The sequence below is a fragment of the Shigella dysenteriae genome (assembly GCF_022354085.1).
Lineage (GTDB): Bacteria > Pseudomonadota > Gammaproteobacteria > Enterobacterales > Enterobacteriaceae > Escherichia > Escherichia coli.
The window spans coordinates 2,626,983-2,653,969 of record NZ_CP055055.1; the positions used below are offsets into that span (position 1 = coordinate 2,626,983).

Here is a 26,987-nt window from a genome sequence, read left to right on the forward strand (position 1 = left end):
ATCCATGCAAAAAAAATATCCAACGAATTTTCTTGATCCGCTGGATATTTCAGAATATGACTCGAATAGCACGAAAGATTCGCTCGCTTACGCTATCGCCCCGCTTCCGGCTTCATCTGCTGGCGGACTTTTTTTCGCACTACGTTTACGCGGTGCAGCCTTTTTCTTATCAGCACTGCCACCACTGCCCGGAGCCACAATGCCGCGAAACTGCCGCACCGGAGTACGTTTGGCTTGATCAATAAGCTGATATAGCGTCCCCACCAGCGGCTGCATAAAGTCCTGATAGCGACACTGCTTTTCGCTGATTTGCGTCAGCACCGATTCCCAGTGCGCGGTCATGTCCGGTCGCGTAGCCATTTCTGGCAGCGAATGGAATAGCGCTTTTCCGGCGTCGGTGGAGTGGATATAGCGCCCTTTTTTGGTGAGGAAACCACGCTTGAACAACAGTTCAATAATCCCGGCACGCGTTGCTTCTGTCCCCAGACCATCGGTCGCACGAAGGATCTTTTTCAGATCTTTGTCCTGCACAAAGCGCGCGATCCCGGTCATCGCCGAAAGCAGTGTTGCATCGGTAAAATGGCGAGGCGGCTGGGTTTGCCGCTCTACCACTTCACCTTTTTCACACAGCAACTCATCGCCTTTCGCCACCACAGGCAATGGCGTACCGTCGTTTTCTTCATCGCGCTCTTTGCTGCCTAACAGCGTGCGCCAGCCTGCTTCAGCAAGAAAACGGGCTTTAGCGACAAATTTGCCTTTGGCAATGTCCAGTTCGATAACACACTTGCGGAACACCGCATCCGGGCAGAACTGCATCAGATACTGACGGGCAATCAGGTTATAGACCTTCGCTTCGTTCTCCGTCAGGTTGATCGCAGAACTCCGTGCGGTCGGAATGATGGCGTGGTGCGCATCGACCTTTTTGTCATCCCAACAGCGGTTGCGTATATCTGGATCTACCACTGGCTGCGGCAACAGATCCGGTACATGAACGCTGATGGCATTCATCACCGCGTGGCGTCCGGCAAAATGTTCTTCTGGCAAATAGCGACAATCGGAACGCGGATAAGTGATTAGCTTGTGCGTTTCGTACAGCTTCTGGCAGATATCAAGCACGTTCTGCGCGCTCAGACCAAAGCGTTTTGCCGCTTCAATCTGCAACGCCGAAAGCGAAAACGGCAGCGGCGCGGATTCTGATTCCCGTTTATCGTTATAGCTGGTGACTATAGCCGGTTGACCACTAATGCGGTTAACCACATGCTCCGCCAGTGGACGATGTAACAAGCGCCCTTCTTCATCCTGGTACGGTTCACACGCTTCGCTCGGTTGCCAGATAGCGGTAAACCGCTCATCGGCAGGTGTCACGATATGCGCTTTGACTTCAAAGAAGTCTTTCGCCACGAAGTTTTCAATCTCTTCATCGCGGCGCACCACCAGCCCGAGCACGGGTGTCTGCACGCGTCCCACGGAAAGTACGCCCTGATAACCGGCATTGCGACCGAGAATGGTATACGCACGGGTCATGTTGATGCCGTATAGCCAGTCGGCACGCGCTCGCGCCAGCGCAGAAACGCACAATGGCACAAACTCACTGTTGGAACGAAGACGGTCGATCGCCCGCTCAACCGCCTGCGGGTTCAGGTCGTTTATCAAGCAACGCTGCACCTGCTGGCGCTTTTCCGGTGCCAGTTGTAGATAGTCCAGCACTTCATCCACCAGCAGTTGCCCTTCGCGATCCGGGTCCCCGGCGTGAACGATTTCGCTGGCTTCATGCAGGAACCGTTTGATGACGTTAAGTTGTTTGGTCACGGAGGGTCGGGGCTGTAATTGCCACTTTTCCGGGACAATCGGCAAATCCGCAAGATTCCAGCGCGCATAGCGGCTGTCGTAGGCGTCTGGCTGCGCCTGCTCAAGCAGGTGACCGATACACCAGGTCACCACCTGACCATTACCGCACTCGATAAAGCCATCGCCTTTACGGTGCGGTTTGGGCAGGACATCAGCAATGGCGCGCGCCAGACTCGGTTTTTCGGCAATAAACAACCGCATTGAATTAACGGATCTCAACCATGGCACGACCGCCGCGCGCTGGCACCAGTTCGCCAATCGCCGTCAGTTCAATGCCAAACTCGGCGGCTGTAGCTTTAACCTCATTTTCTGCTTCCGGCATGACCGCCAGCAGCAAACCGCCAGAAGTTTGCGGATCGCACAGCAAATCGCGCACTTCACGCGGCATTTCACCCATCAGATGACCGTAGCTGGCAAAGTTACGTTCGGTGCCGCCAGGCACTGCGCCCAACTTAATGTACTCTTCAACCCCCGGCAATTTTGGGATCGCGTCATAGTCAACGCGCGCCTGCACACCTGCGCCCTGACACATTTCGCTCAAATGACCCAGCAGACCAAAACCAGTAACGTCGGTCATCGCTTTTACGCCTTCGATGTTGGCAAAGGACGCGCCTGCGATGTTCATCCGGCACATCACTTCCGTCGCCAGTCCCTGATGTTCTGGTTTCAACAGTGATTTTTTCTCAGCCGTGGTAAGAACGCCGATCCCCAACGGTTTCGTCAGGAACAGTTTGCATCCGGCTTGTGCGGTACTGTTTTTCTTCACCCGCTCGGTCGGTACGATCCCCGTTACCGCCAGACCAAAAATCGGCTCCGGCGCATCGATGGAGTGACCGCCAGCCAGCGCAATACCCGCCTGACGGCATGCATAGCGTCCACCTTCGGTTACTTCGCGGGCAATTTCCGGGGAAAGTTTGTTAATCGGCCAGCCGAGGATCGCAATCGCCATAATCGGTTTGCCCCCCATCGCGAAGATATCGCTGATGGCGTTAGTCGCCGCAATGCGGCCAAAATCGAAAGGATTATCAACGATCGGCATAAAGAAGTCGGTGGTACTGATAACGCTGGTGCCATTGCCCAGATCGTACACCGCCGCATCGTCGCGGGTTTCATTACCCACAAGCAAATTCGGATCAACAAACTTCGCCTGCTCACTGTGCAGGATGGTTTCCAACACTTTTGGGGAAATTTTACAGCCGCAACCAGCTCCGTGGCTGTATTGGGTCAAACGAATCGAGTTCTCGCTCATGGACATCTCCTGTCAATGCAATCCGGGTATGGTAACCCTCATTCCGTGAAGTGATAAGTGAGAGTGTCTGAATTCCTGCGCCTTTGCTCACAATCCAGACAGTTTCGCGACAATTATCAGAAATAAGTTACAAACGGCGTCGGGTCCGGGACGTTAATCGACGTAGATGCTTTCAGCTGCGGCGTACCGAGGTAGAGAAAACCGACAATTTTATCCTGCTCACGGCAACCGAATGCTTCACGCACTACCGGACTTTCAGTTAATGCGCCACTGCGCCAGATGCCGCCAAACCCCTGGGCAACGGCTGCCATTTGCATCGCCATGACCGCGCATCCGGCAGACATTTCCTGTTCCCAGCGCGGGACTTTATGATTTTCTTCGCATTTCGCCACCACCGTGATGATGAGCGGTGCGCGGAACGGCGCATTACGGGCTTTGTCGATAGCTTTGTCATCACTACCGGCAGCAATCGCCCCCTGTTCCAGTACGGCGCTGAAACGCTCGCGCCCTTCCCCTTCAATCACAAAAAAATGCCACGGTTGCATGGACTTGTGGTCCGGCGCACGCATACCCGCACGCAGGATGTTTTGCAGTTGTTCACCCGTTGGCGCGGGTTCAGCCAGGCGGGAGGCGCTACGGCGATTGATCAATAGTTCGAGTGCATCCATTTGATTAACTCCTGTCGTGATATTTATTCACAAAATTAACACGAGAGTGGATTTTGTTACAGCACAGTCCGCAATTCCTGCTGACAAGTACCGGTTGGGTCATTACGATAACCACATCTATTGCGCCTGTGACAGGTGTGACCTTAAGTTGGGAGAATACATGCGAACCCTTTGGCGATTTATTGCCGGATTTTTTAAATGGACGTGGCGTCTGCTGAATTTCGTCCGTGAAATGGTACTTAACCTGTTCTTTATTTTTCTCGTACTGGTTGGTGTGGGGATCTGGATGCAGGTCAGTGGTGGTGATTCGAAAGAAACGGCCAGTCGTGGTGCACTGCTGCTGGACATTTCTGGTGTGATCGTCGATAAACCCGACAGTTCTCAGCGGTTTAGTAAATTAAGCCGCCAACTACTTGGTGCCAGTTCCGATCGTCTGCAGGAAAACTCACTGTTTGATATCGTCAACACCATTCGCCAGGCGAAGGACGACCGCAATATCACCGGTATCGTGATGGATCTGAAAAACTTCGCAGGCGGCGACCAACCGTCTATGCAGTACATCGGCAAAGCCCTGAAAGAGTTTCGTGACAGCGGGAAACCGGTTTATGCCGTCGGCGAGAACTACAGCCAGGGGCAATATTATCTCGCCAGTTTCGCCAATAAAATTTGGCTGTCACCGCAAGGCGTGGTGGATTTGCACGGTTTTGCTACCAACGGTCTGTACTACAAATCGTTGCTGGATAAGCTGAAAGTTTCCACCCATGTGTTCCGCGTGGGTACGTATAAATCTGCCGTTGAACCGTTTATTCGTGATGACATGTCACCGGCAGCCCGCGAAGCTGACAGCCGCTGGATTGGTGAGCTGTGGCAAAACTATCTGAATACTGTTGCCGCTAACCGACAGATCCCTGCTCAGCAGGTATTCCCTGGCGCGCAAGGGTTGCTTGAGGGTTTAACCAAAACCGGTGGCGATACCGCGAAATATGCACTGGAAAACAAGCTGGTCGATGCACTGGCATCGAGTGCGGAAATCGAAAAAGCACTGACCAAAGAGTTCGGCTGGAGTAAGACTGATAAAAATTATCGCGCCATCAGTTATTACGATTACGCATTGAAAACGCCGGCAGATACCGGTGACAGCATCGGTGTCGTCTTCGCTAATGGCGCAATTATGGATGGCGAGGAAACTCAGGGGAATGTTGGCGGTGATACCACTGCGGCACAAATCCGCGACGCTCGCCTTGACCCGAAAGTGAAAGCGATTGTCCTGCGTGTTAATAGCCCAGGCGGCAGCGTTACCGCGTCTGAAGTGATTCGCGCTGAACTGGCAGCAGCCCGTGCAGCGGGTAAGCCTGTGGTTGTATCGATGGGCGGCATGGCGGCATCTGGTGGTTACTGGATTTCTACGCCAGCTAATTACATTGTGGCTAACCCCAGCACCCTGACCGGTTCTATCGGTATCTTCGGCGTGATCACCACCGTAGAAAATAGTCTGGATTCGATTGGTGTTCATACTGATGGTGTCTCAACTTCACCGCTGGCAGATGTTTCTATCACCAGGGCACTGCCGCCGGAAGCGCAGCAGATGATGCAGTTAAGCATTGAGAATGGCTATAAACGCTTTATCACGCTGGTTGCTGATGCGCGTCATTCGACGCCGGAGCAGATTGATAAAATCGCCCAGGGCCACGTCTGGACCGGTCAGGATGCAAAAGCTAACGGGCTGGTCGATAGTCTCGGGGATTTCGATGATGCGGTTGCCAAAGCAGCAGAGCTGGCAAAAGTGAAACAGTGGCATCTGGAATACTACGTTGATGAACCGACCTTCTTCGACAAAGTGATGGACAACATGTCTGGTTCTGTCCGGGCAATGTTGCCAGATGCGTTCCAGGCCATGTTACCTGCACCGCTGGCCTCGGTAGCCTCTACCGTTAAAAGTGAAAGTGACAAGCTGGCCGCGTTTAACGACCCACAAAACCGTTATGCGTTTTGCCTCACCTGCGCCAACGTGCGTTAAGTCTTGTACTGAGTGGCCGACAGATCGTCGGCCATATTTTTAATCCTCTTCCCGCTGTCTCGCCCCATATTTCCTTATCCGCATAGTATCAGGTGCGCTCCCCCTGCCTCACGTATATACTTTTGCTCTTTCGATATCATTCATATCAATATCATGCAAAAGAAATCAATTTACGTCGCCTACACGGGCGGGACCATCGGGATGCGGCGTTCCGAGCAGGGTTATATACCGGTGTCAGGTCATCTACAACGCCAACTGGCGCTGATGCCGGAATTCCATCGCCCGGAGATGCCAGATTTCACCATTCATGAATATACGCCGCTGATGGATTCTTCAGATATGACGCCGGAAGACTGGCAGCATATTGCTGAAGATATTAAAGCGCACTATGACGACTATGATGGTTTTGTCATTCTGCACGGCACCGATACGATGGCATATACCGCCTCTGCGCTGTCGTTCATGCTCGAAAATCTCGGTAAACCGGTCATTGTGACAGGGTCACAAATCCCGCTGGCTGAGTTACGCTCTGACGGACAAATTAATCTGCTGAATGCGTTGTACGTTGCGGCGAATTATCCGATCAACGAAGTAACGCTCTTTTTCAATAACCGATTGTATCGCGGCAACCGCACTACCAAAGCCCATGCCGATGGTTTTGATGCGTTTGCCTCTCCAAACCTTCCTCCGTTACTGGAAGCAGGTATCCATATTCGTCGTTTGAATACGCCACCCGCCCCGCACGGTGAAGGGGAATTAATCGTTCATCCAATCACCCCACAACCAATTGGCGTAGTGACGATTTATCCAGGGATTTCTGCTGACGTCGTGCGCAATTTTCTGCGCCAACCGGTGAAAGCATTGATTCTGCGCTCCTATGGCGTGGGTAATGCGCCACAAAACAAAGCCTTCCTGCAGGAATTACAAGAAGCCAGCGATCGCGGTATTGTGGTGGTCAACCTGACACAATGTATGTCCGGTAAAGTGAATATGGGTGGTTATGCCACCGGTAACGCCCTCGCCCATGCTGGCGTTATTGGCGGTGCAGATATGACTGTAGAAGCCACGCTAACCAAACTGCATTACCTGCTTAGCCAGGAACTGGATACTGAAACCATTCGCAAGGCCATGAGCCAAAACCTGCGCGGCGAACTGACGCCAGATGATTAAGGAGACTGCAATGCCCCCTCGCGCCCTGTTACTGGTCGATTTACAAAATGATTTCTGTGCTGGTGGCGCGCTCGCCGTGCCGGAAGGTGACAGTACGGTGGATGTCGCTAACCGCCTGATTGACTGGTGCCAGTCGCGCGGTGAAGCGGTTATCGCCAGTCAGGACTGGCACCCGGCGAATCACGGCAGTTTTGCCAGCCAGCACGGTGTAGAGCCTTATACGCCAGGCCAACTCGACGGTTTGCCACAAACCTTCTGGCCAGATCACTGTGTGCAGAACAGTGAAGGCGCACAATTACATCCGTTACTGAACCAAAAAGCGATCGCAGCGGTGTTCCATAAAGGCGAAAATCCTTTAGTTGACAGTTACAGTGCCTTTTTTGATAACGGCCGTCGGCAGAAAACCTCTCTCGATGACTGGTTACGCGATCATGAAATCGATGAATTGATCGTTATGGGCCTGGCTACTGACTATTGCGTGAAGTTTACCGTGCTGGACGCGTTACAGTTAGGTTATAAGGTAAACGTGATTACCGATGGTTGTCGTGGCGTGAATATCCAGCCCCAGGACAGTGCGCACGCGTTTATGGAGATGTCAGCAGCTGGGGCAACGCTATATACGCTGGCAGACTGGGAAGAGACGCAGGGGTAATTTTACGCTGGCCTACAATTCTGTACTGGCATTGTAGGCCAAATAAAACACGTCAGTGGCACATCTGGCAATTGATGCCATCAACGAAAGATTTAATTCACCTCAGAAATCTCTTCCAACGACACCTTCCGCGTTTCGATGCCAAAAATGGAGAGAACCAGCGCACAGAGCAATAACATGACACCAAGTACCATAAACACCGTGATCGACCCATAATGTGTTAATAATGCCGCAACGCCATAGGGCGTGAAGACTGCGACGATCCGTCCGACGGCATTAACGAAACCCGAACCGCGCAGGCGTAAATGCGTTGGCCAAAGCTCCGGGATATAAACCGCCGACGCGAAGCAAACATACATGTATAAAAAGAAGATCATCACCAGGCCATAGATTAAAATCGCCCACTCTGTAGTCTGAATTGAATAGATATAGCCTAACACGGCAATAATAATAAGTAAGGTGGAGCCAAATAACCGACGAGGAAAATGATCAATAATTAATGCCGCAATAAATATTCCTACCGGAGCGCCAATCATAATAACAGCGGTCATTAATATTGATTTATCGACATCAATGCCGGAGTTAACAAATATGGTCGGTATCCATACGGTGATGGTATAAAGCGAAATGTTCATTGCAATTAAAACAGTAATCGCGACTAATGTACGTCGTAACATTTCACCTTTAAACAGGAGCCAGAAAGTACCCTTGATTACTTTAACCTTGCTGTTGCTCTGATACGAAGTAAGCGGGGGTAAACGAATACTCTTCTCTCTTTCAATTTGCTGCTCTACTTCACGAAGTTGGCATTCTGCACCTGCGATTTGCCCTTTCCCTGCCAGCCATCGTGGCGACTCAATAAAGTATTTACCTGAGAGAAGCCAGGCTAACAGTATGCCAATACCACCCAACATAAACATTATCCGCCAACTAAAAAAAGCGATAACCACCACACCTATCGCCGCAGACAGCATGGGCGACCAGTTACCAACAAATGAGAGCCGCGCGGACCATTTTCCACGCACCATCGCGGGGATAAACTCCGTAAATGAGGCATAGCCAACCATAATCAGCGCCCCCATTCCTGTTCCCATCAGGAAGCGAAAGAAGATGAGCCAGTACATATCAGGGACAAAAGCGGCCCCTGTTGCAGCAATACCGACGATGAGAAGATTTATGCGAAACGCCCTGCGCCGCCCAAAGTAATCACCGATGAACCCACCGGTAAGAGAGCCGATGAAATAACCAAACATTAATGCCGAGGTAAAGGCGGCATTGAGGAAATTATTTGACCATCCATTGCTTACCAGCTTTGCTAAGACGACATTACCGGAGTAACTCAAAAACCCTGTTAATAACAGACTAAAGCTTATAATACCAAATATACGATAATGAAACCGGGCCAAAGGCAAGCGGTCCAGTCTTGCGCCAATTTGATCATATTGTTCCATTGGGTGCCTCGGATTTGCTAAAAAAGGTAGCAATTGCGGCAAATTCACTTGCCGCATCTTTATCATCATTTTATTTCCAGGCACAGGAACAAATAATATTGACAACGTGTGCTAAAATTACCACACCAGCTGGATATTATTGTCTTTGCAAAATGCTATCCACTCTGCACCCGGTGATTTATCAGTTATTATGTAATTAATATGACTAAAGTCAGCTAACTGGACAAAAGCTTTGCGATCAAACTTAGAGTGATCAACCAATAACGCAACTTCTGTCGCCTGACGGATCATTGTCTTTTTGATTTCAGCTTCCGCTTCATTAGAGTCCAGCGCGCCGCTGTTAATATCAAGACCTTTACAACTCATTACCATGATATCGACATGATAGCGGCTGATGATCTCTTTAGTAATTCTTCCTTGCAGTGAAAGTGTATTTTTGTTTAGTTCCCCACCCGTTGAAACGACTTTAATTTCTGACTGAGCCAGAACATGAATCGCTTCCGCCGAGTTGGTTAGCAACGTCAGGTCACTACGGTCCTGTAACAATTTGAGCAATTCCATTACGGTACTACTGGAATCGGCTGCCATGGTGGTTTTATTGTCGATAAAGGGTAGTGCCTTGCGTGCAATAAGCTGCTTCTCTTCATAAAACGATGAAGCGCGCTTATAAAAATGGATATTCTCCGTCAACATCGCTGTATTTAAAACAGCACCACCATAGGTTCTGGTCAAAAAGCCTTCATCTTCCAGCTTCTCAAGATCGCGGCGAATGGTTTCTTCGGTTACCTGAAAAATCCCACTCAAATTTGAGACTGTCACCTTTTTATCGTTGGCAACCATTTGCTTAATTGCCTGAATCCTGTCTTTTGCCGCCACGATTACACCCCTGTATCTTTTTACATCACATTAGCGCGATTATCGCATAACCGATGTTTACTTTCAAAATAACCTGTTTGAATCACAGATTTTCATCACAGTTTTCACAGAAACAGAGGTGAATCGTGTTGAGTATTTAACGCTCCAGGGCCTCTGCCATTTCCCTCATCAATGTTGCGTCTGCATCCGATAAGTTGATATTCAGTGCCGCGACATTTTCGCGTACCTGTTGCGGTGCAGTAGCCCCACTAAGAATGGAGATTAAATCACTCTGTTTTAATATCCACGCCAGTGCCAGAGTGGGAATTGTGCACTGATAACGAGCACAAAGTGGCTGCCACTGTTCAAGCATATCAATCACTTTCAGCATGTTTTCACGCTGGAACCAGACTTTATTTGCCCGAGCGCCGCCCGGAACGTAATCACGAGTGATGGTGCCGGTCAACAATCCCTGCTCTAGCGGGGAATAAACCTGAACCACAATGCCATTATCACGACATAGCGGCAGCAGTTCGTTTTCCATTGCCCGGTCGAGGATACTGTATTTCGCCTGAATAATATCCAGTTCACCATATTGCAGATACTCGCGGATATGGTCGGCATCGACGTTAGCAGCGCCTATAGCGCGAATTTTCCCTTCAGCCTTTAACTCATTAAGCACTGCGACAGTTTCAGCGATCGGCGTATAAAATGGCGGCACCGACTGCCAGTGCGTCATGTAGATATCGATGTAATCAATACCCAGACGTTGCAAGCTGGCTTCTACCTCTTCGCGGATAGATTCCGGGGAAAGGTTTTTATACAACTGCCGATCGCCAACTTTGTTGAATAAACTTCCTTTTCGTTCCCAGACAATGCCGCATTTGGTTTCTACTACAACCTGTTCACGGGGCAATTTTTTTAACGCCTGACCGACGATAACTTCACTATTGCCAAAGTTATATCCTGGTGCAGTATCAATCAGGTTAATGCCGCAACGATGGGCTTCAAGAATCGTATCAATACATATTTGCCGATCGAGATCGCCATTCCATGCAGGACCGCCGCCAATGGCCCATGTCCCCAACCCCATTCGCGAAAGCGTAATATCCGTTGTGCCTAAAGGTATCTTTTTCATTTGCCTTCATTATCCTTCGTATTCTTCCAGCAATTGTTCGACCAGCTTTCTGTTTTTTACGCCGGTGGTGGCACCGACGCTTAGAACCGAGATAGCCGCCGTTGCATTGGCAAAGCGTGCGCATTCACACAGATTTTTTCCTTCTAACAGTGCCGCAATAAAACCTGAAGCAAAGTTATCGCCCGCGCCAATGGTGTCGATGGCGGTTATTCCTGCGACCGCCGGCACCTTCATCGTCATGTCACCACGCTTGATAAAGCAGCCGTCTTTACCCGTTTTAATCACCACCGTTTTTACGCCGCACGCAAGAAAGCAGTCAGCAATTTCATCCAGTGTCTCTTTCCCGGTGAGTAATTTTGCCTCGGCATAATTAGGAAACAGATAATCGACATAACTCAATGCATCGCAAATATCATCCAGCGTTTCATTCAACCGCGGTTTGATCATATCGGCACAGATAATCATCTGCCGGGCTTTAGCTTGCGTAAAAATTTCTGTTAGCGCTTTACCATCCAATAGTGGACTGTTGAAAATACTGGCCAGTGATAATAATTTCGCCTGGGAAAACCGCGCAAAATCAACATCGTCAATATTCAATTTCCACAGACTGCCGTTACGGTTTGTGACAAACGTCCGCTCGCCATCCTCCGTCACCAGTCCAACATTAATAGAGGTATCTATGTTGACGTCCTGCTTCAGGCTTTGAATATCAATATTCTCTTTGCGGCAATGGTCGAGAATAAACTGCCCTGCGGCATCTTTACCAATACGGCTCATTAATGCTGTACGATGGCCCAGACGAGAAATAATTGTTGCTTCATTTATTGCATCACCCCCGGTGGTCATTGCGATTCTTTCAAGAGGATAAGAATCCACATCAAAGATATTTTTACTGACCGGTTGCAATGGAATATCAACAATAGCGGCACCTATACAAATAACGTCGAGATTATCCATATCATTATTCCGCTTTGCCATCAGAACCGAACAGTTTAATTTTTTCCAATGCCCGTTCTTTTACAGCTTTACGTACTTCACGTTCTAAATGCAGGAAAGGCTGATCCTGGTTTTCTTTCACTGCGACCATTGCGGCCTGACAGAGCTCCGTATGGATGTTGATTTTCGCGATACCCAACGAAATTGCAGTTTTAATGTCGGCATCACTGATCCCCGATGCGCCATGCAAAACCAGCGGAACAGACACGGCATCGCGTACGCGTTTGACGACCTCAAAGTTCAATTGTGGCTCTGACGTATAAACCCCATGCTGGTTGCCGATGGCGACAGCCAATGAGTCACAGCCCGTACGTTCAACAAATTCAGCCGCCTGGTCAGGATCGGTATAGTGATAGCCCGCCAGCGCTTCCTCATAAACGGTTTCATTACCGACATGCCCTAATTCCGCCTCTACCGGAATACCCAGCGGATGGAAGAAATCGACAGCCTCTTTGGTTAAGCGAATATTTTCTTCGAAATCAAATGCGGAAGCATCACGCATTAATGAATTCATACCATGAGTCCAGGCGTTATGAATAATCTCCATACTCCGACCATGATCCCAATGAGTTATTACCGGCACAGTTGCTTTTCGTGCCATTGATACCATCATGTGAGAGAAATCTTCAAATGAGGTGTTGCCGACAAAACCTGTGCCAAAAGAAATAATAACCGGTGATTTCGCTTCTTCGGCTGCGTCGATAACGCCCATCAACATTTCTGCATTCCATACGTTAAAATGGGCAATTGCATAATGTTTATTTGTGGCATCGTTTTCCCAATATCTGATATCTGCGAGCATGTTCTGTTCTCCCGTATTAATTAATCGCTAATTTTAATAACGCCTTTAATAATGTCGCGTTTGTTGTTAACCGACTCTTCAAATGCCTGTTGTACATCCCGATAATCGTAAATATGCGTCACCATCGATTTCACATCGAATCGACCTGAAGAAATAGCTTCAATCGTAACCGGATAACGATTGGCATAGCGGAATACCGTCTGGATAGTGACTTCGCGATTTATTTTGAGGAAATTGATTGCCGAATCGCCGGGTACAGTACCAACAATCATAATTTTACCGCCGCGCATTACCAGATAAGGTGCCTGTTTAACGGTGACCGCAGAACCCGCTGTTTCGAAAACAATATCTGCGCCCATGTCTTCGGTAAATTGCTGACAGCGTGCAATAGTGTCTTCTTTTGCGCCGTTAATAACCACTGTCGCACCAAGCTGTTCCGCCATTGTCAGACGTTTTTCCAGCACATCAACGACGGCAATTTCCGTTGCTCCCAGGCATTTGCACGCTTGCAACGTCATCAAACCAATACAACCCGCTCCCAGAATAATTATCTTCTTACCCGGTTTAACATCTGCCAGCATCGCGGCATGCATCCCGACTGCGGCAGGCTCCACCAGCGCCCCTTCCATCGTGTCCATATTGTCGGGCAGTTTGTAAGTAAAGCTCTCCGGATGACACAGATAGTGCGTTAATGCGCCGCGGTAGTTGGGTTGTGTCGCCATAAAATCAACGTCCGGGCAGATGTTATATTTGCCTTCCAGACAGTAACGACAGTGACCGCAAGGAACGCCAGGTTCGATATTTACCCGATCCCCCGGTTTAAATTTGCGCACGCGGCTTCCCACAGCCACAACCGTCCCGGCGCATTCATGACCCAGGCCAATTTCTTGATTTGGGTCTTTAGGCGGAATAAACGGACCTGATTCAAAACCATGTACATCTGAACCACAAATACCGACATATTCTACTTTAATCAAAACTTCATCTTCTTTAGGCACTGGTATTTCTGCTGAAATAATTTTCATTGTGCCCGGCACCTGCAATATTGCTTTTGAATTTTTCATTTTGAATCCACCCGTATTATTTATTGGCTACTGCATCAATACTTAAACTTTCAACGGAGACACCTTTGGTTTCGATTCCAATGGTGGCGATAGCAATTGCGACAATAATTGAAACCGCCCCCAGAAAAATAAAGACTCCCGTAACGCCATAACTACTGAGCAGCACTGCAACGGCATAAGGTGCGGCAATACCACTGATTCGCCCTACCGCATTCGCCAGACCGGAGCCACGGAGTTTGGCCTCTGTCGGCCAGATCTCAGGGACATACACTGCCGAGGCATAGCAAACGTACATATAGACGAAAGTAATCAGGAAGAAACCAATCAACGTTATGAGCAACATGCTGGTTTGCAGTGAATAGATATATCCGAGCACCGCAATCAGGATTAATAGCCCCACACCCATTGTTTTACGCGGAATTTTATCCATCACCAGCATGGCAATAAAAATGCCAAATGGCGCGCCAAACATACTCATGGTATTTAAAACAATCGAGTCTTTTAAATTAATCCCCTGGGTCATGAATATCGTTGGCAACCAGTTAATTAGTGTGTACTGCACAACGTTCATGGCAATCAGCACACAAGAGCCTAATATCACGCGTTTCAGTAATACTCCTGTCAGTAAGGCTGAATATGGCACCGCTTGTGGTGCTTTACCGTCATCAGCAATAACCACGGGCGGCAAAGGTTTACCTGTATGGCGTATGACGCCTTCTTCTATACTCCGCATGACTTTCTCGGCTTCCTGATACCGTCCGCGCGATTCCAGCCAGCGCGGGGATTCAGGAAAGTAGCGCCAGGCCAGCGCCGTAGCGATAAGCGACAATATTGCAGGGATAAGCAGTTGTACCCGCCAGTTCCACTCTGCACTAATCAGCGGCGTGAGTCCCATCGCTATCAATGAACAGAGCGGATATGACCAGTTGCCAATAAAGGAAACCCGACTTGACCACGTTCCACGATTTCTACCGGGCATATATTCGGTGAAACCAGCAAACAGCGTAACCAGTAAAGCTCCCAGCCCAACTCCCATCACAAAACGGCAGGCAATAAGGAAATCCATATTCGGTGAGAAAGCACCGACAACCATCGAGGCAATATGAATGGCCTCATAGAGGATGAACGCATTTCTGCGACCGGTTTTGTCGCCAATGATGCCGCCCACCAGCGCACCGAGAAACATTCCGGCGGTCGTGATTGCTGAGAATGTGGCTGTGGTGGAATTATCTGTCCAGCCCAACGCTTTCAGCTGCGCGAGGATCAAGCCACCAACGGCATTACTCCAGCAGACAAGCAAGCCAAACGCGACGATGGCAAACATTGATGAATGCCAGCGGCAATCCGGTAAGCGATCCAGCCGTGCACCACAATGCGGTTTTGTTATCTGTTCCATGCGATAACGTTCCTTCAGGAGAGTGGTTATTCATCAAAGTCGTAAGTCATGATCACTTTGATTGCGGTTTTATCGACCATCGCATCAAACCCTTCGCGCCATTGCGACAGGCCGATACGATGCGTGATCATCGGTTTGACTTTGATAGCGCCGCTGGCTAATAGCCTGATAGCGTTACGCCATGAGGTGGAGTCATAGGCCATATGCCCAATGATGCTTTTGTTCCAGGCGGTAATGTCATTAATCGAGAAATCAAGAGGTTTGAAGCCCATTCCAACGCGTACCACTTCCCCGTTCGGGCGGAGCATTTCGATGGCTTGTTTCAGTGCGATATTGGCACCGGAGCATTCAATCACCAGACCCAGATTGTCTTTGCCACAAATTTGCTGGCAGCGCGCCACCACATCTTCGGTAGAACCATTTACTACTGCCGTCGCACCCAGTTCTTTTGCAACCGGGAAGCGGACCGCCACATCTTCTTGCAGACCAACGACGACGATATTTACCGCCCCCATAATTCGCGCCATTTGTACGGAGAACAGCCCGAGTGGGCCAGTGCCGATGACGACCACATCCTGACCAGGAAGGAATTTCGATTGCTGCGCGATGGATTTGTAGGCATTACAGATAGGGTCAAGTACGGCTGCGTCCTCATAATCAACACCATCAGGGATTTCCCACAACGCATGACGATGAATTTTGAGTATTTCACCAGGAACCAGACAATATTTGGAAAAACCACCGCCCCAGGCATTATTATCCAGACCAAGGTTTACTTTTTCTGTACAACACAGAAAATCACCTTGTTCACAGGCCGGACAAACGCCGCAGACGTGACCGCTGTTATCCGACACGACGCGTTGCCCCACTTTCCAGTCTTTGACTTTTTCACCAACCTGCGCAATACAACCTGCGAACTCATGGCCGCGGATAGAGTTAAACTCATCAGAACCGCTATCGACATTGTAGTGCTTCATGTCTGCGCCGCAGATTGCCGCGGCTTTAATTTCAATCACTACATCTTCCGGGCCACAAATGGGTTGTGGCACATCGATCATCTTGTAGCCGCCAAAGGCTTTGCCAAACCGAGCCAGTGCTTTCATTGCGTCATCCTCTGTGTTTTGTTTTGCTTAGATGGTCATCATACTTACCTACATGATTTTTGAGGTCAACATTAAATCTGTAAAACACAGATAATGATCTGCGTTTTACAACTCAGATCACAATTACGCAGAAAATGGCTGGTTCTGTTACAGGTTGATGGAAGGCGGAACGCAAAATGAGCAAATTTGAGAGGGATTACCGGCCAAATAGGTCTGAGACTTAAGTTCAGGAGAAGTCATTCAGGCGTGAACGCGACGGCAAAAGACCGGGCTGGGGCTTTGCCTGGTCGTGACGAGATAATTGAGATGAGTCGTGGGGTTATTGTTGGCTATCCCCTTTATAACCGCGGCAAAAAGGGGACAAACCACTTACTTAAACATGGCAATAGGCTTTGCTGAGATACCAAAATCTTCTTTTAACTGTTGTTTGCTCTTCATGACCATCTGACCATTTGTGTCAATTGTCATATGCTGTGCTTCGGTATTATTGCGGGCTTGCCACAGCATCACCAGTTGCAGGCAGTTCTCTTTTTGTTCCTCGGTCAACGCAACGCCATCAGGCCATTTCCCCAGTTCAACGGCGGTCGACAAACGCTGGTATACCTCAGGCGTCATGCTGTTGATAATGTCATCAAGATTCATAATTTTTCCGCTCCTGTGGAATAAGTTGCTGAATCGTTTTTTCAACCATTGATTTCTTCGCCGTTTTCGCCATCAGTGAAGCGTAAAGAAGCAGAGTTAACACAATAACGTTCGCCCGTTGGCTGCGGCCCGTCGGGGAAGACATGCCCCAGATGGGCATCACAGTTACCGCAACGAATTTCTATGCGCTGCATTCCATGTGACAAGTCTTTGATATAACGAATGGATTCTTCACTCACCGGTTCGTAGAAACTGGGCCAGCCACAGCCGGAATCATACTTGGTTTGGGAATGAAACAGCGGGGCATCGCAGATCAAACAGTGATATACGCCGTCACGCTTGTTATGCAGTAAACGACCCGTAAATGGCGGCTCTGTCCCATGATTCTGCGTCACGTAAAACTGCATCTCGGACAAATTTTTTTTCAGTTCTTCTGCCGAAGGTTTATTAGCCATTTGCTCACATCTCACTTTAATCGTGCTCACATTACGTGACTGATTCTAACAAAACATTAACACCAACTGGCAAAATTTTGTCCTAAACTTGATCTCGACGAAATGGCTGCACCTAAATCGTGATGAAAATCACATTTTTATCGTAATTGCCCTTTAAAATTCGGGGCGCCGACCCCATGTGGTCTCAAGCCCAAAGGAAGAGTGAGGCGAGTCAGTCGCGTTATGCTTAGGCACAGGATTGATTTGTCGCAATGATTGACACGATTCCGCTTGACGCTGCGTAAGGTTTTTGTAATTTTACAGGCAACCTTTTATTCACTAACAAATAGCTGGTGGAATATATGACTATCAAAGTAGGTATCAACGGTTTTGGCCGTATCGGTCGCATTGTTTTCCGTGCTGCTCAGAAACGTTCTGACATCGAGATCGTTGCAATCAACGACCTGTTAGACGCTGATTACATGGCATACATGCTGAAATATGACTCCACTCACGGCCGTTTCGACGGTACCGTTGAAGTGAAAGACGGTCATCTGATCGTTAACGGTAAAAAAATCCGTGTTACCGCTGAACGTGATCCGGCTAACCTGAAATGGGACGAAGTTGGTGTTGACGTTGTCGCTGAAGCAACTGGTCTGTTCCTGACTGACGAAACTGCTCGTAAACACATCACCGCTGGTGCGAAGAAAGTGGTTATGACTGGTCCGTCTAAAGACAACACTCCGATGTTCGTTAAAGGCGCTAACTTCGACAAATATGCTGGCCAGGACATCGTTTCCAACGCTTCCTGCACCACCAACTGCCTGGCTCCGCTGGCTAAAGTTATCAACGATAACTTCGGCATCATCGAAGGTCTGATGACCACCGTTCACGCTACTACCGCTACTCAGAAAACCGTTGATGGCCCGTCTCACAAAGACTGGCGCGGCGGCCGCGGCGCTTCCCAGAACATCATCCCGTCCTCTACCGGTGCTGCTAAAGCTGTAGGTAAAGTACTGCCAGAACTGAATGGCAAACTGACTGGTATGGCGTTCCGCGTTCCGACCCCGAACGTATCTGTAGTTGACCTGACCGTTCGTCTGGAAAAAGCTGCAACTTACGAGCAGATCAAAGCTGCCGTTAAAGCTGCTGCTGAAGGCGAAATGAAAGGCGTTCTGGGCTACACCGAAGATGACGTAGTATCTACCGATTTCAACGGCGAAGTTTGCACTTCCGTGTTCGATGCTAAAGCTGGTATCGCTCTGAACGACAACTTCGTGAAACTGGTATCCTGGTACGACAACGAAACCGGTTACTCCAACAAAGTTCTGGACCTGATCGCTCACATCTCCAAATAAGTTGAGATGACACTGTGATCTAAAAAGAGCGACTTCGGTCGCTCTTTTTTTTACCTGATAAAATGAAGTTAAAGGACTGCGTCATGATTAAGAAAATTTTTGCCCTTCCGGTCATCGAACAAATCTCCCCTGTCCTCTCCCGTCGTAAACTGGATGAACTGGACCTCATTGTAGTCGATCATCCCCAGGTAAAAGCCTCTTTTGCATTACAGGGCGCACACCTTCTCTCGTGGAAACCTGCGGGTGAAGAAGAAGTTCTGTGGTTGAGCAACAACACACCGTTCAAAAATGGCGTCGCCATTCGCGGTGGCGTACCGGTTTGCTGGCCGTGGTTTGGTCCGGCGGCAGAACGAGGCCTGCCTGCGCACGGTTTTGCCCGCAACCTGCCGTGGACGCTGAAATCACATCGTGAAGATGCTGATGGCGTAGCGCTGACTTTTGAATTGACACAAAGCGAAGAGACGAAAAAATTCTGGCCTCACGACTTTACGCTGTTAGCGCATTTCCGCGTGGGTAAAACCTGTGAAATCGATCTTGAAGCACACGGCGAATTTGAAACCACCTCTGCCCTGCATACCTACTTTAACGTGGGTGATATCGCTAAGGTAAGCGTCAGTGGGCTGGGCGATCGCTTCATTGATAAAGTAAATGACGCGAAAGAAGATGTACTGACCGACGGTATTCAGACCTTCCCTGACCGTACCGATCGCGTGTATCTGAATCCGCAAGATTGCAGCGTGATTAATGATGAAGCGCTGAATCGTATTATCGCCGTAGGCCACCAGCATCATCTGAACGTTGTAGGCTGGAACCCGGGACCGGCGCTTTCAGTTAGCATGGGCGATATGCCGGACGATGGCTACAAGACCTTTGTTTGTGTAGAAACGGCTTACGCTTCAGAAACGCAAAAAGTGACCAAAGAAAAACCTGCACATCTGGCGCAATCCATTCGCGTTGCGAAACGTTAATTTACGTTAATGTTGTGTGCCGGGTGCGATGCATCCGGCACGTATCAACATCAAACCATATCCAGCGCAGTTTTTCCTTTTGGTGCCGGATATGCTTTGTCCAGCATGGCTAATTCCGCTGACGAAAGTTCGACCTCAAGCACAGCCGCATTCTGTTGGACATGGGCAATCGTGGCCGCTTTTGGAATCGCCATCACACCCTGATGGCTGATTACCCACGCCAACAATACTTGTGCCGCGCTGATATTGTGAGCATGTGCAATTTCGTTGACTACCGCGTTTTTTAACAGTCCATTGCGCAACCGCCCGGCCTGGGCTAACGGACTGTAAGCCATCACCGGCATCTGCTGTTGCTGGCACCAGGGGAGTAGATCGTACTCAATCCCTCGTGAACCGAGATGGTAAAGCACCTGATTAGTGGCACACTGATTTCCCCCCGGCAGCTGCCAGAGTTCCTGCATATCAGCATAATCAAGGTTCGAAACGCCCCAGCGGCGGATTTTTCCCTGGGCGATCAATTTTTCCATCGCTGCGACAGTCTCTTCAAAAGCGAAACTGCCAGACCAGTGTAATAAGTAGAGATCGAGATAATCAGTATTGAGACGGCGTAAACTGGCTTCGCATGCATTTATCGCTTTTTGCCCGCCAGCATTCCACGGATAGACTTTAGAGACGAGAAAGACGTTATCACGCAGACCGGTTAATGCTTCCCCAACCACCTTTTCGGCACCACCATCGGCATACATTTCGGCGGTATCAATGAGGGTTAAACCGAGCTCAATGCCCGCGCGTAGTGCAGCAACTTCTGTTTTACACTTACTGGCATCTTCGCCCATATACCATGTTCCCTGCCCTATGGCTGGCAGTGAGACATCGCCACTAAATTGAATCATTTTTTGTTGCATTGTTTCCTCCCAGGTATTGCACCACCGTAATGCAAAACAGGGCGTGACGCCCTGTTTTTATGCACAAAATGCCCTGGAAAGATGCATTATCAGAATTTGTAGGTGATCCCGGTAGAAATCAGGCCAGTCCAGGATTTATCCACCATCGGGCTGTCAGTAACTTCATCAGACAGACGGGTGTAGCGCGCGGTACCGTAAACACTCCAGTCGCCGAGGAAGTTGTAGCTGGCGCTCAGCTCCAGGTAAGGGCTCCAGCTGTCGTTCGGGTTATAGCCACGCAGACCGCTGCGAGCGGACTCTTTGCGCGATACGCCATAATAGTATTCGTTCTGGTTTTCGCTGTTCCACTGCACACCAATACCCGGAGTCACGGTCAGGCCGCCGTTGGTGTAACGATACAACCAGGCCATATCCCAGACGATGCCGTTGCTGTTATCCAGGGTATCGCCAGCCAGGGTGGTACGCAGGTAACCGTACTGGGTAAAGTGAGCATAAGACAGACCAGCCATCATGGTGCTCTTACGGTCATCCAGGTGACGCATTTGGTGATCGCCACTGTCTTTAGCTTTGAAGTAAAGCGGCGACCAGTAAGCGGTAATTGAAAGTTTATCCGTTGCGTCATTCCACAGGTAGTAACCACCACCTAAGCCACGGAACCAGAAGTTATCGCCTTCATAGTTGATTACCGGTACTGGGTAAACATCGGTATCGTAATCTTTATATGGGTGTTCAACGACACCTACGCCTGCGCCCAGGGAAAATTTACCTTCAGCGTGCGCTACGCCTGCAGACGTTGCGATAAGCACTCCAAGTGCCAGAAGTTTGAGTTTGGTCACAATTAATCATTCCTTAAACAAATGTTTAGCGGGCGACAAAGTTTACCCGTCAATACATCGAAACCCAACCTTTTTACGTTTTCATTTTTTAAAGTAACTGTTTAATTTTCCTGACGCGGATGACACCGCGCTTACAGCCAAATGAATTTAGCGTTACTGGCGAGCCTGGTCTTTACATTAATTATGCAAAATTTATGGATGAGTTGTTGATATGCCATTGAAATTAAGAAAGCCGTGTAGGCAAGTTTTCCATTTGCCATCTACGCTTAATTTTGAAGGTGTATCACCGGGCACGTTGTTCTCATCGTCGATAAAATGGCATGAGAGTTGCTGTGTTTTAGCAAGAGACGTCGTTCAGTTTACCTCTTCCGGGAGCCTCTACTATTCATATGAACGGCTCTTAACCTGTGCTAAAAAACGAAAGGACGGCATACCATGAATATATTCGATCACTATCGCCAGCGATATGAAGCTGCCAAGGACGAAGAGTTCACACTGCAGGAGTTTCTTACCACTTGTCGGCAAGATCGCAGTGCTTATGCCAACGCGGCTGAGCGGCTATTGATGGCTATCGGTGAGCCTGTCATGGTCGATACAGCCCAGGAACCCAGACTTTCTCGACTCTTTTCTAACCGGGTCATTGCACGTTATCCGGCGTTTGAAGAGTTTTACGGCATGGAAGACGCGATTGAACAGATTGTCTCTTATCTGAAACACGCGGCTCAGGGGCTGGAAGAGAAGAAACAAATCCTGTATCTGCTGGGGCCTGTGGGTGGGGGTAAATCATCGCTTGCTGAGCGACTGAAATCATTAATGCAGCTCGTACCGATTTATGTATTGAGCGCCAACGGTGAGCGTAGCCCGGTCAACGATCATCCGTTCTGTCTTTTCAATCCGCAGGAAGATGCGCAGATTCTGGAAAAAGAGTATGGCATTCCTCGCCGTTATCTCGGCACCATCATGTCGCCGTGGGCGGCAAAACGTCTGCATGAATTTGGTGGCGATATTACTAAGTTCCGGGTAGTGAAGGTCTGGCCGTCCATTCTGCAACAAATTGCTATCGCCAAAACAGAGCCCGGTGATGAGAACAACCAGGACATCTCCGCGCTGGTAGGGAAAGTCGATATTCGTAAACTCGAACACTACGCGCAGAATGACCCAGACGCCTATGGCTATTCCGGCGCACTGTGCCGCGCCAACCAGGGGATCATGGAATTCGTTGAGATGTTTAAAGCACCGATTAAAGTGCTGCATCCCTTGTTAACCGCCACTCAGGAAGGTAACTACAACGGGACGGAAGGTATCTCCGCCCTGCCGTTCAACGGGATTATTCTTGCCCACTCGAACGAGTCCGAATGGGTCACTTTCCGTAATAACAAAAACAACGAAGCCTTCCTCGATCGTGTTTACATCGTGAAGGTGCCGTATTGCTTGCGCATTTCCGAAGAGATCAAAATCTACGAGAAATTGCTTAATCACAGTGAATTGACTCACGCCCCATGCGCCCCTGGCACGCTCGAAACACTGTCACGTTTTTCCATTCTTTCGCGCCTGAAAGAGCCAGAAAACTCCAGCATTTATTCAAAGATGCGGGTTTATGATGGCGAAAGTCTGAAAGACACCGATCCCAAAGCCAAGTCGTATCAGGAATATCGTGACTACGCCGGTGTCGATGAAGGGATGAACGGTCTGTCGACGCGTTTTGCGTTTAAGATCCTCTCCCGCGTGTTCAACTTCGATCATGTAGAAGTGGCGGCAAACCCGGTCCATCTGTTCTACGTCCTGGAACAGCAGATCGAGCGCGAGCAGTTCCCACAAGAGCAGGCAGAACGCTATCTGGAGTTCCTGAAAGGTTATCTGATCCCGAAATATGCCGAGTTTATTGGCAAAGAGATCCAGACGGCCTACCTTGAATCCTATTCCGAATATGGGCAAAACATTTTCGACCGTTATGTTACCTACGCGGATTTCTGGATTCAGGATCAGGAGTATCGCGATCCGGATACCGGGCAGCTGTTTGACCGCGAGTCTCTTAACGCCGAGCTGGAGAAAATCGAGAAACCGGCGGGGATCAGTAATCCAAAAGATTTCCGCAACGAGATTGTTAACTTCGTACTGCGCGCCAGAGCCAATAACAGCGGACGCAATCCGAACTGGACCAGCTATGAAAAACTGCGCACGGTTATCGAGAAGAAAATGTTCTCCAATACCGAGGAGCTGTTGCCGGTTATCTCGTTTAACGCCAAAACGTCAACCGACGAGCAGAAGAAACACGACGACTTTGTCGACCGTATGATGGAAAAAGGCTACACCCGTAAACAGGTGCGTTTACTGTGCGAATGGTATTTGCGCGTACGTAAATCGTCTTAACAACCCTGGCCCGGTACACATGCTACCGGGCCTACAACGACAGCGAACCGTGGGCCAGAGAAATGGCAACACAGGCGTAGCATACAGTTGGCAAATGTAGTACGGGGGGCATATGACCTGGTTTATTGACCGGCGTCTGAACGGCAAAAACAAAAGCATGGTGAATCGCCAGCGTTTTTTACGCCGTTATAAAGCGCAAATTAAACAGTCGATCTCCGAGGCCATTAATAAGCGTTCGGTGACTGACGTCGACAGCGGCGAATCCGTATCCATTCCCACGGAAGATATTAGCGAACCGATGTTTCATCAGGGGCGTGGCGGCCTGCGCCACCGCGTACATCCGGGCAATGACCATTTCGTCCAGAACGACCGAATTGAACGTCCCCAGGGTGGCGGCGGAGGTTCCGGCAGTGGTCAGGGCCAGGCCAGCCAGGATGGTGAAGGTCAGGATGAATTCGTCTTTCAGATTTCGAAAGATGAGTATCTTGATCTGCTCTTTGAAGATTTGGCCTTACCGAATCTGAAACAAAACCAACAACGCCAGCTGACCGAATATAAAACGCATCGGGCGGGTTATACCGCTAACGGCGTTCCGGCCAATATCAGCGTTGTGCGTTCATTGCAGAACTCACTGGCGCGACGCACAGCCATGACGGCAGGCAAGCGGCGGGAACTTCATGCACTGGAAGAGAATTTGGCCATCATCAGCAACAGTGAACCTGCGCAGCTGCTGGAAGAGGAACGTCTGCGCAAAGAAATTGCAGAATTACGTGCCAAAATTGAACGCGTCCCTTTTATTGACACCTTCGATTTACGTTACAAGAACTACGAGAAGCGGCCCGATCCCTCCAGCCAGGCAGTGATGTTTTGCCTGATGGACGTTTCCGGTTCAATGGATCAATCCACTAAAGATATGGCTAAGCGTTTTTATATTCTGCTGTATCTGTTCCTCAGCAGAACGTATAAGAACGTGGAAGTCGTATACATCCGCCATCATACCCAGGCGAAAGAAGTCGATGAACATGAGTTTTTCTACTCGCAGGAAACTGGCGGCACCATTGTTTCCAGCGCCCTGAAACTGATGGATGAGGTAGTGAAAGAGCGTTATAACCCGGCACAGTGGAATATTTACGCTGCACAAGCATCGGACGGCGATAACTGGGCCGATGACTCTCCGCTTTGCCATGAAATCCTGGCGAAAAAATTATTACCTGTTGTTCGTTATTACAGCTATATCGAAATTACTCGTCGTGCACATCAGACATTGTGGCGAGAATATGAGCATCTGCAATCTACTTTCGACAACTTTGCGATGCAGCACATCCGCGACCAGGATGATATTTATCCGGTGTTCCGTGAACTGTTTCATAAACAAAATGCAACAGCTAAAGACTAAAACTATCAGCCGGGTCATTATCGCCTGGCTGATTTTTAGCTCACTGTAAATTATCTCATTTATTACATACATTAGCTTACAATCGCTTTAAATATGACAGCATAACCTTTACATAATTTAGTTCCAGAAAACAATCATTCGGAAAAATGATTCAGTCAACACGTATTTCCATGGGGTTATTCTTTAAATATTTTTTATCGTTAACGAAAATTGATCCTGGTCAAAACTATATATCTCTGCCATCAATAAAATCCAGCACTCACATTGCTCTCCTTTTTATGGTTTCTATGGGTACACAAAAATTAAAAGCTCAAAGCTTTTTTATTTTCAGTTTATTGCTGACGTTAATTTTATTTTGCATTACTACCTTATATAACGAAAACACAAATGTAAAACTCATCCCACAGATGAATTACCTGATGGTTGTTGTGGCTTTGTTTTTCCTTAACGCCGTCATTTTTCTTTTCATGTTAATGAAATATTTCACTAACAAACAAATTTTACCAACACTCATTTTAAGCCTTGCATTTTTAAGTGGCCTTATCTATTTAGTTGAAACCATTGTAATTATCCATAAACCAATTAACGGCAGTACACTGATCCAGACAAAGTCGAATGATGTTTCTATTTTCTATATTTTCCGCCAACTCAGTTTTATTTGTTTAACCTCGCTGGCGCTCTTTTGTTATGGAAAAGACAACATCCTTGACAACAATAAGAAAAAAACTGGCATTCTGTTGCTGGCGCTGATTCCTTTTTTAGTTTTTCCCCTTCTGGCACACAATCTGAGCAGTTATAACGCTGACTATTCTTTGTATGTCGTCGATTACTGTCCGGACAACCATACTGCGACCTGGGGAATCAACTATACAAAAATATTGGTTTGTCTGTGGGCATTTTTACTGTTCTTTATTATCATGCGTACACGATTAGCCAGCGAACTATGGCCGTTAATAGCATTATTATGTCTGGCATCGCTATGCTGCAACTTACTTCTACTGACTCTGGATGAGTATAATTATACCATCTGGTATATCAGTCGCGGGATTGAAGTCTCCAGTAAACTGTTTGTTGTGTCTTTTCTGATTTATAACATTTTTCAGGAGCTGCAACTCTCCAGCAAACTGGCAGTTCATGATGTGCTGACCAATATTTATAATCGGCGCTACTTTTTCAACAGCGTAGAGTCATTATTGTCGCGACCTGTTGTTAAGGACTTCTGTGTCATGCTGGTTGATATTAATCAGTTCAAACGCATCAATGCCCAATGGGGACATCGTGTGGGTGATAAAGTGCTGGTTTCAATTGTCGATATTATCCAGCAAAGCATCCGCCCCGATGATATTTTAGCGCGACTGGAGGGTGAGGTGTTTGGCTTGCTATTTACCGAACTCAATAGTGCCCAGGCAAAAATCATTGCGGAACGTATGCGTAAAAATGTCGAACTCCTGACCGGCTTTAGTAACAGATATGATGTTCCTGAACAAATGACCATCAGTATTGGCACGGTTTTTTCAACGGGTGACACGCGTAATATCTCGCTTGTCATGACGGAAGCAGATAAAGCCTTACGCGAAGCGAAAAGCGAGGGGGGCAACAAAGTGATTATTCATCATATTTAAGTGCAAAAATATTCAGAGCCATGCTTTTTGCGTGGCTTTTGCATACA

23 protein-coding genes are annotated in these 26,987 nt (G+C 48.5%); 8 read left to right on the forward strand and 15 right to left on the reverse strand.

Annotated features, from left to right (window positions below; all coding sequences use genetic code 11):
* Positions 1-87: 87 nt before the first annotated feature.
* The 3 genes from topB to HUZ68_RS12560 all read right to left on the reverse strand — a co-directional run bounded on the left by topB (position 88) and on the right by HUZ68_RS12560 (position 3,765).
* On the reverse strand, positions 88-2,049 hold the full coding sequence (gene topB, locus HUZ68_RS12550) for a DNA topoisomerase III (protein ID WP_033814661.1): 1,962 nt from the start codon (positions 2,047-2,049) through the stop codon (positions 88-90).
* 4 nt (positions 2,050-2,053) lie between these two features.
* On the reverse strand, positions 2,054-3,097 hold the full coding sequence (gene selD, locus HUZ68_RS12555; RefSeq protein ID WP_001298241.1) for a selenide, water dikinase SelD: 1,044 nt from the start codon (positions 3,095-3,097) through the stop codon (positions 2,054-2,056).
* Positions 3,098-3,213: 116 nt separating this feature from the next.
* The gene (locus HUZ68_RS12560) at positions 3,214-3,765 is read right to left on the reverse strand and encodes an NAD(P)H nitroreductase (protein ID WP_000339283.1); all 552 of its coding nucleotides are present in this window, start codon (positions 3,763-3,765) and stop codon (positions 3,214-3,216) included.
* A gap of 160 nt (positions 3,766-3,925) precedes the next feature.
* Here HUZ68_RS12560 and sppA point away from each other — a divergent pair, with 160 nt between their 5' ends.
* The 3 genes from sppA (at position 3,926) to pncA (ending at position 7,604) form a co-directional block, all read left to right on the forward strand.
* Positions 3,926-5,782, forward strand: a complete 1,857-nt coding sequence (gene sppA, locus HUZ68_RS12565) for a signal peptide peptidase SppA (protein WP_001259824.1) — start codon at positions 3,926-3,928, stop codon at positions 5,780-5,782.
* A gap of 153 nt (positions 5,783-5,935) precedes the next feature.
* Positions 5,936-6,952, forward strand: a complete 1,017-nt coding sequence (gene ansA, locus HUZ68_RS12570) for an asparaginase (RefSeq protein WP_239593889.1) — start codon at positions 5,936-5,938, stop codon at positions 6,950-6,952.
* 10 nt (positions 6,953-6,962) lie between these two features.
* On the forward strand, positions 6,963-7,604 hold the full coding sequence (pncA, locus tag HUZ68_RS12575; RefSeq protein ID WP_001135075.1) for a bifunctional nicotinamidase/pyrazinamidase: 642 nt from the start codon (positions 6,963-6,965) through the stop codon (positions 7,602-7,604).
* Between the two features lie 92 nt (positions 7,605-7,696).
* On the opposite strand, the gene HUZ68_RS12580 is transcribed toward pncA, so the two are convergent.
* The 10 genes from HUZ68_RS12580 to msrB all read right to left on the reverse strand — a co-directional run bounded on the left by HUZ68_RS12580 (position 7,697) and on the right by msrB (position 17,506).
* Positions 7,697-9,055 carry an MFS transporter gene (locus HUZ68_RS12580; protein ID WP_033814687.1) on the reverse strand — a complete coding sequence of 453 codons (1,359 nt, stop codon included), beginning with the start codon at positions 9,053-9,055 and terminating at the stop codon, positions 7,697-7,699.
* A gap of 117 nt (positions 9,056-9,172) precedes the next feature.
* A complete protein-coding gene (locus tag HUZ68_RS12585) occupies positions 9,173-9,931 on the reverse strand; it encodes a DeoR/GlpR family DNA-binding transcription regulator (RefSeq protein ID WP_000719088.1) in 759 nt (252 codons plus the stop codon).
* 136 nt (positions 9,932-10,067) lie between these two features.
* Positions 10,068-11,048: an NADH-dependent methylglyoxal reductase gene (gene ydjG / locus HUZ68_RS12590; protein WP_033814660.1), complete on the reverse strand. Its 981-nt coding sequence runs from the start codon at positions 11,046-11,048 to the stop codon at positions 10,068-10,070.
* A 9-nt stretch (positions 11,049-11,057) separates the two neighbouring features.
* The gene (locus HUZ68_RS12595) at positions 11,058-12,005 is read right to left on the reverse strand and encodes a sugar kinase (protein ID WP_239593890.1); all 948 of its coding nucleotides are present in this window, start codon (positions 12,003-12,005) and stop codon (positions 11,058-11,060) included.
* Between the two features lie 4 nt (positions 12,006-12,009).
* Positions 12,010-12,846 carry a ketose-bisphosphate aldolase gene (locus tag HUZ68_RS12600; protein WP_000878895.1) on the reverse strand — a complete coding sequence of 279 codons (837 nt, stop codon included), beginning with the start codon at positions 12,844-12,846 and terminating at the stop codon, positions 12,010-12,012.
* Positions 12,847-12,866: 20 nt separating this feature from the next.
* Positions 12,867-13,910 carry an NAD(P)-dependent alcohol dehydrogenase gene (locus HUZ68_RS12605; protein ID WP_000798120.1) on the reverse strand — a complete coding sequence of 348 codons (1,044 nt, stop codon included), beginning with the start codon at positions 13,908-13,910 and terminating at the stop codon, positions 12,867-12,869.
* Positions 13,911-13,926: 16 nt separating this feature from the next.
* Positions 13,927-15,306, reverse strand: coding sequence for an MFS transporter (locus HUZ68_RS12610; RefSeq protein ID WP_033814659.1), 1,380 nt, complete (start codon positions 15,304-15,306; stop codon positions 13,927-13,929).
* Between the two features lie 26 nt (positions 15,307-15,332).
* Positions 15,333-16,409: a zinc-binding dehydrogenase gene (locus HUZ68_RS12615; protein ID WP_000645193.1), complete on the reverse strand. Its 1,077-nt coding sequence runs from the start codon at positions 16,407-16,409 to the stop codon at positions 15,333-15,335.
* Positions 16,410-16,778: 369 nt separating this feature from the next.
* Positions 16,779-17,051: a YeaC family protein gene (locus tag HUZ68_RS12620; RefSeq protein ID WP_001046791.1), complete on the reverse strand. Its 273-nt coding sequence runs from the start codon at positions 17,049-17,051 to the stop codon at positions 16,779-16,781.
* A gap of 41 nt (positions 17,052-17,092) precedes the next feature.
* A complete protein-coding gene (msrB, locus tag HUZ68_RS12625; protein ID WP_001284618.1) occupies positions 17,093-17,506 on the reverse strand; it encodes a peptide-methionine (R)-S-oxide reductase MsrB in 414 nt (137 codons plus the stop codon).
* Between the two features lie 341 nt (positions 17,507-17,847).
* Between msrB and gapA the strand changes: the two genes are divergently transcribed.
* Together gapA and HUZ68_RS12635 are read left to right on the forward strand one after the other, a co-directional pair.
* Complete coding sequence (gene gapA, locus HUZ68_RS12630; protein WP_000153502.1) at positions 17,848-18,843, forward strand: glyceraldehyde-3-phosphate dehydrogenase; 996 nt, start codon at positions 17,848-17,850, stop codon at positions 18,841-18,843.
* Between the two features lie 83 nt (positions 18,844-18,926).
* The gene (locus tag HUZ68_RS12635; RefSeq protein ID WP_032200543.1) at positions 18,927-19,811 is read left to right on the forward strand and encodes a D-hexose-6-phosphate mutarotase; all 885 of its coding nucleotides are present in this window, start codon (positions 18,927-18,929) and stop codon (positions 19,809-19,811) included.
* Between the two features lie 50 nt (positions 19,812-19,861).
* On the opposite strand, the gene yeaE is transcribed toward HUZ68_RS12635, so the two are convergent.
* Together yeaE and mipA are read right to left on the reverse strand one after the other, a co-directional pair.
* Positions 19,862-20,716 carry a methylglyoxal reductase YeaE gene (yeaE, locus tag HUZ68_RS12640; protein ID WP_001186335.1) on the reverse strand — a complete coding sequence of 285 codons (855 nt, stop codon included), beginning with the start codon at positions 20,714-20,716 and terminating at the stop codon, positions 19,862-19,864.
* A gap of 89 nt (positions 20,717-20,805) precedes the next feature.
* Positions 20,806-21,552: a scaffolding protein MipA gene (mipA, locus tag HUZ68_RS12645; RefSeq protein WP_000163771.1), complete on the reverse strand. Its 747-nt coding sequence runs from the start codon at positions 21,550-21,552 to the stop codon at positions 20,806-20,808.
* A gap of 435 nt (positions 21,553-21,987) precedes the next feature.
* Here mipA and yeaG point away from each other — a divergent pair, with 435 nt between their 5' ends.
* The 3 genes from yeaG (at position 21,988) to HUZ68_RS12660 (ending at position 26,940) form a co-directional block, all read left to right on the forward strand.
* On the forward strand, positions 21,988-23,922 hold the full coding sequence (gene yeaG / locus HUZ68_RS12650; protein WP_001019882.1) for a protein kinase YeaG: 1,935 nt from the start codon (positions 21,988-21,990) through the stop codon (positions 23,920-23,922).
* Between the two features lie 112 nt (positions 23,923-24,034).
* Positions 24,035-25,318 carry a YeaH/YhbH family protein gene (locus HUZ68_RS12655; RefSeq protein WP_000219686.1) on the forward strand — a complete coding sequence of 428 codons (1,284 nt, stop codon included), beginning with the start codon at positions 24,035-24,037 and terminating at the stop codon, positions 25,316-25,318.
* A gap of 146 nt (positions 25,319-25,464) precedes the next feature.
* Positions 25,465-26,940, forward strand: a complete 1,476-nt coding sequence (locus tag HUZ68_RS12660; RefSeq protein WP_000616433.1) for a sensor domain-containing diguanylate cyclase — start codon at positions 25,465-25,467, stop codon at positions 26,938-26,940.
* The last annotated feature ends 47 nt before the right edge of the window (positions 26,941-26,987 follow it).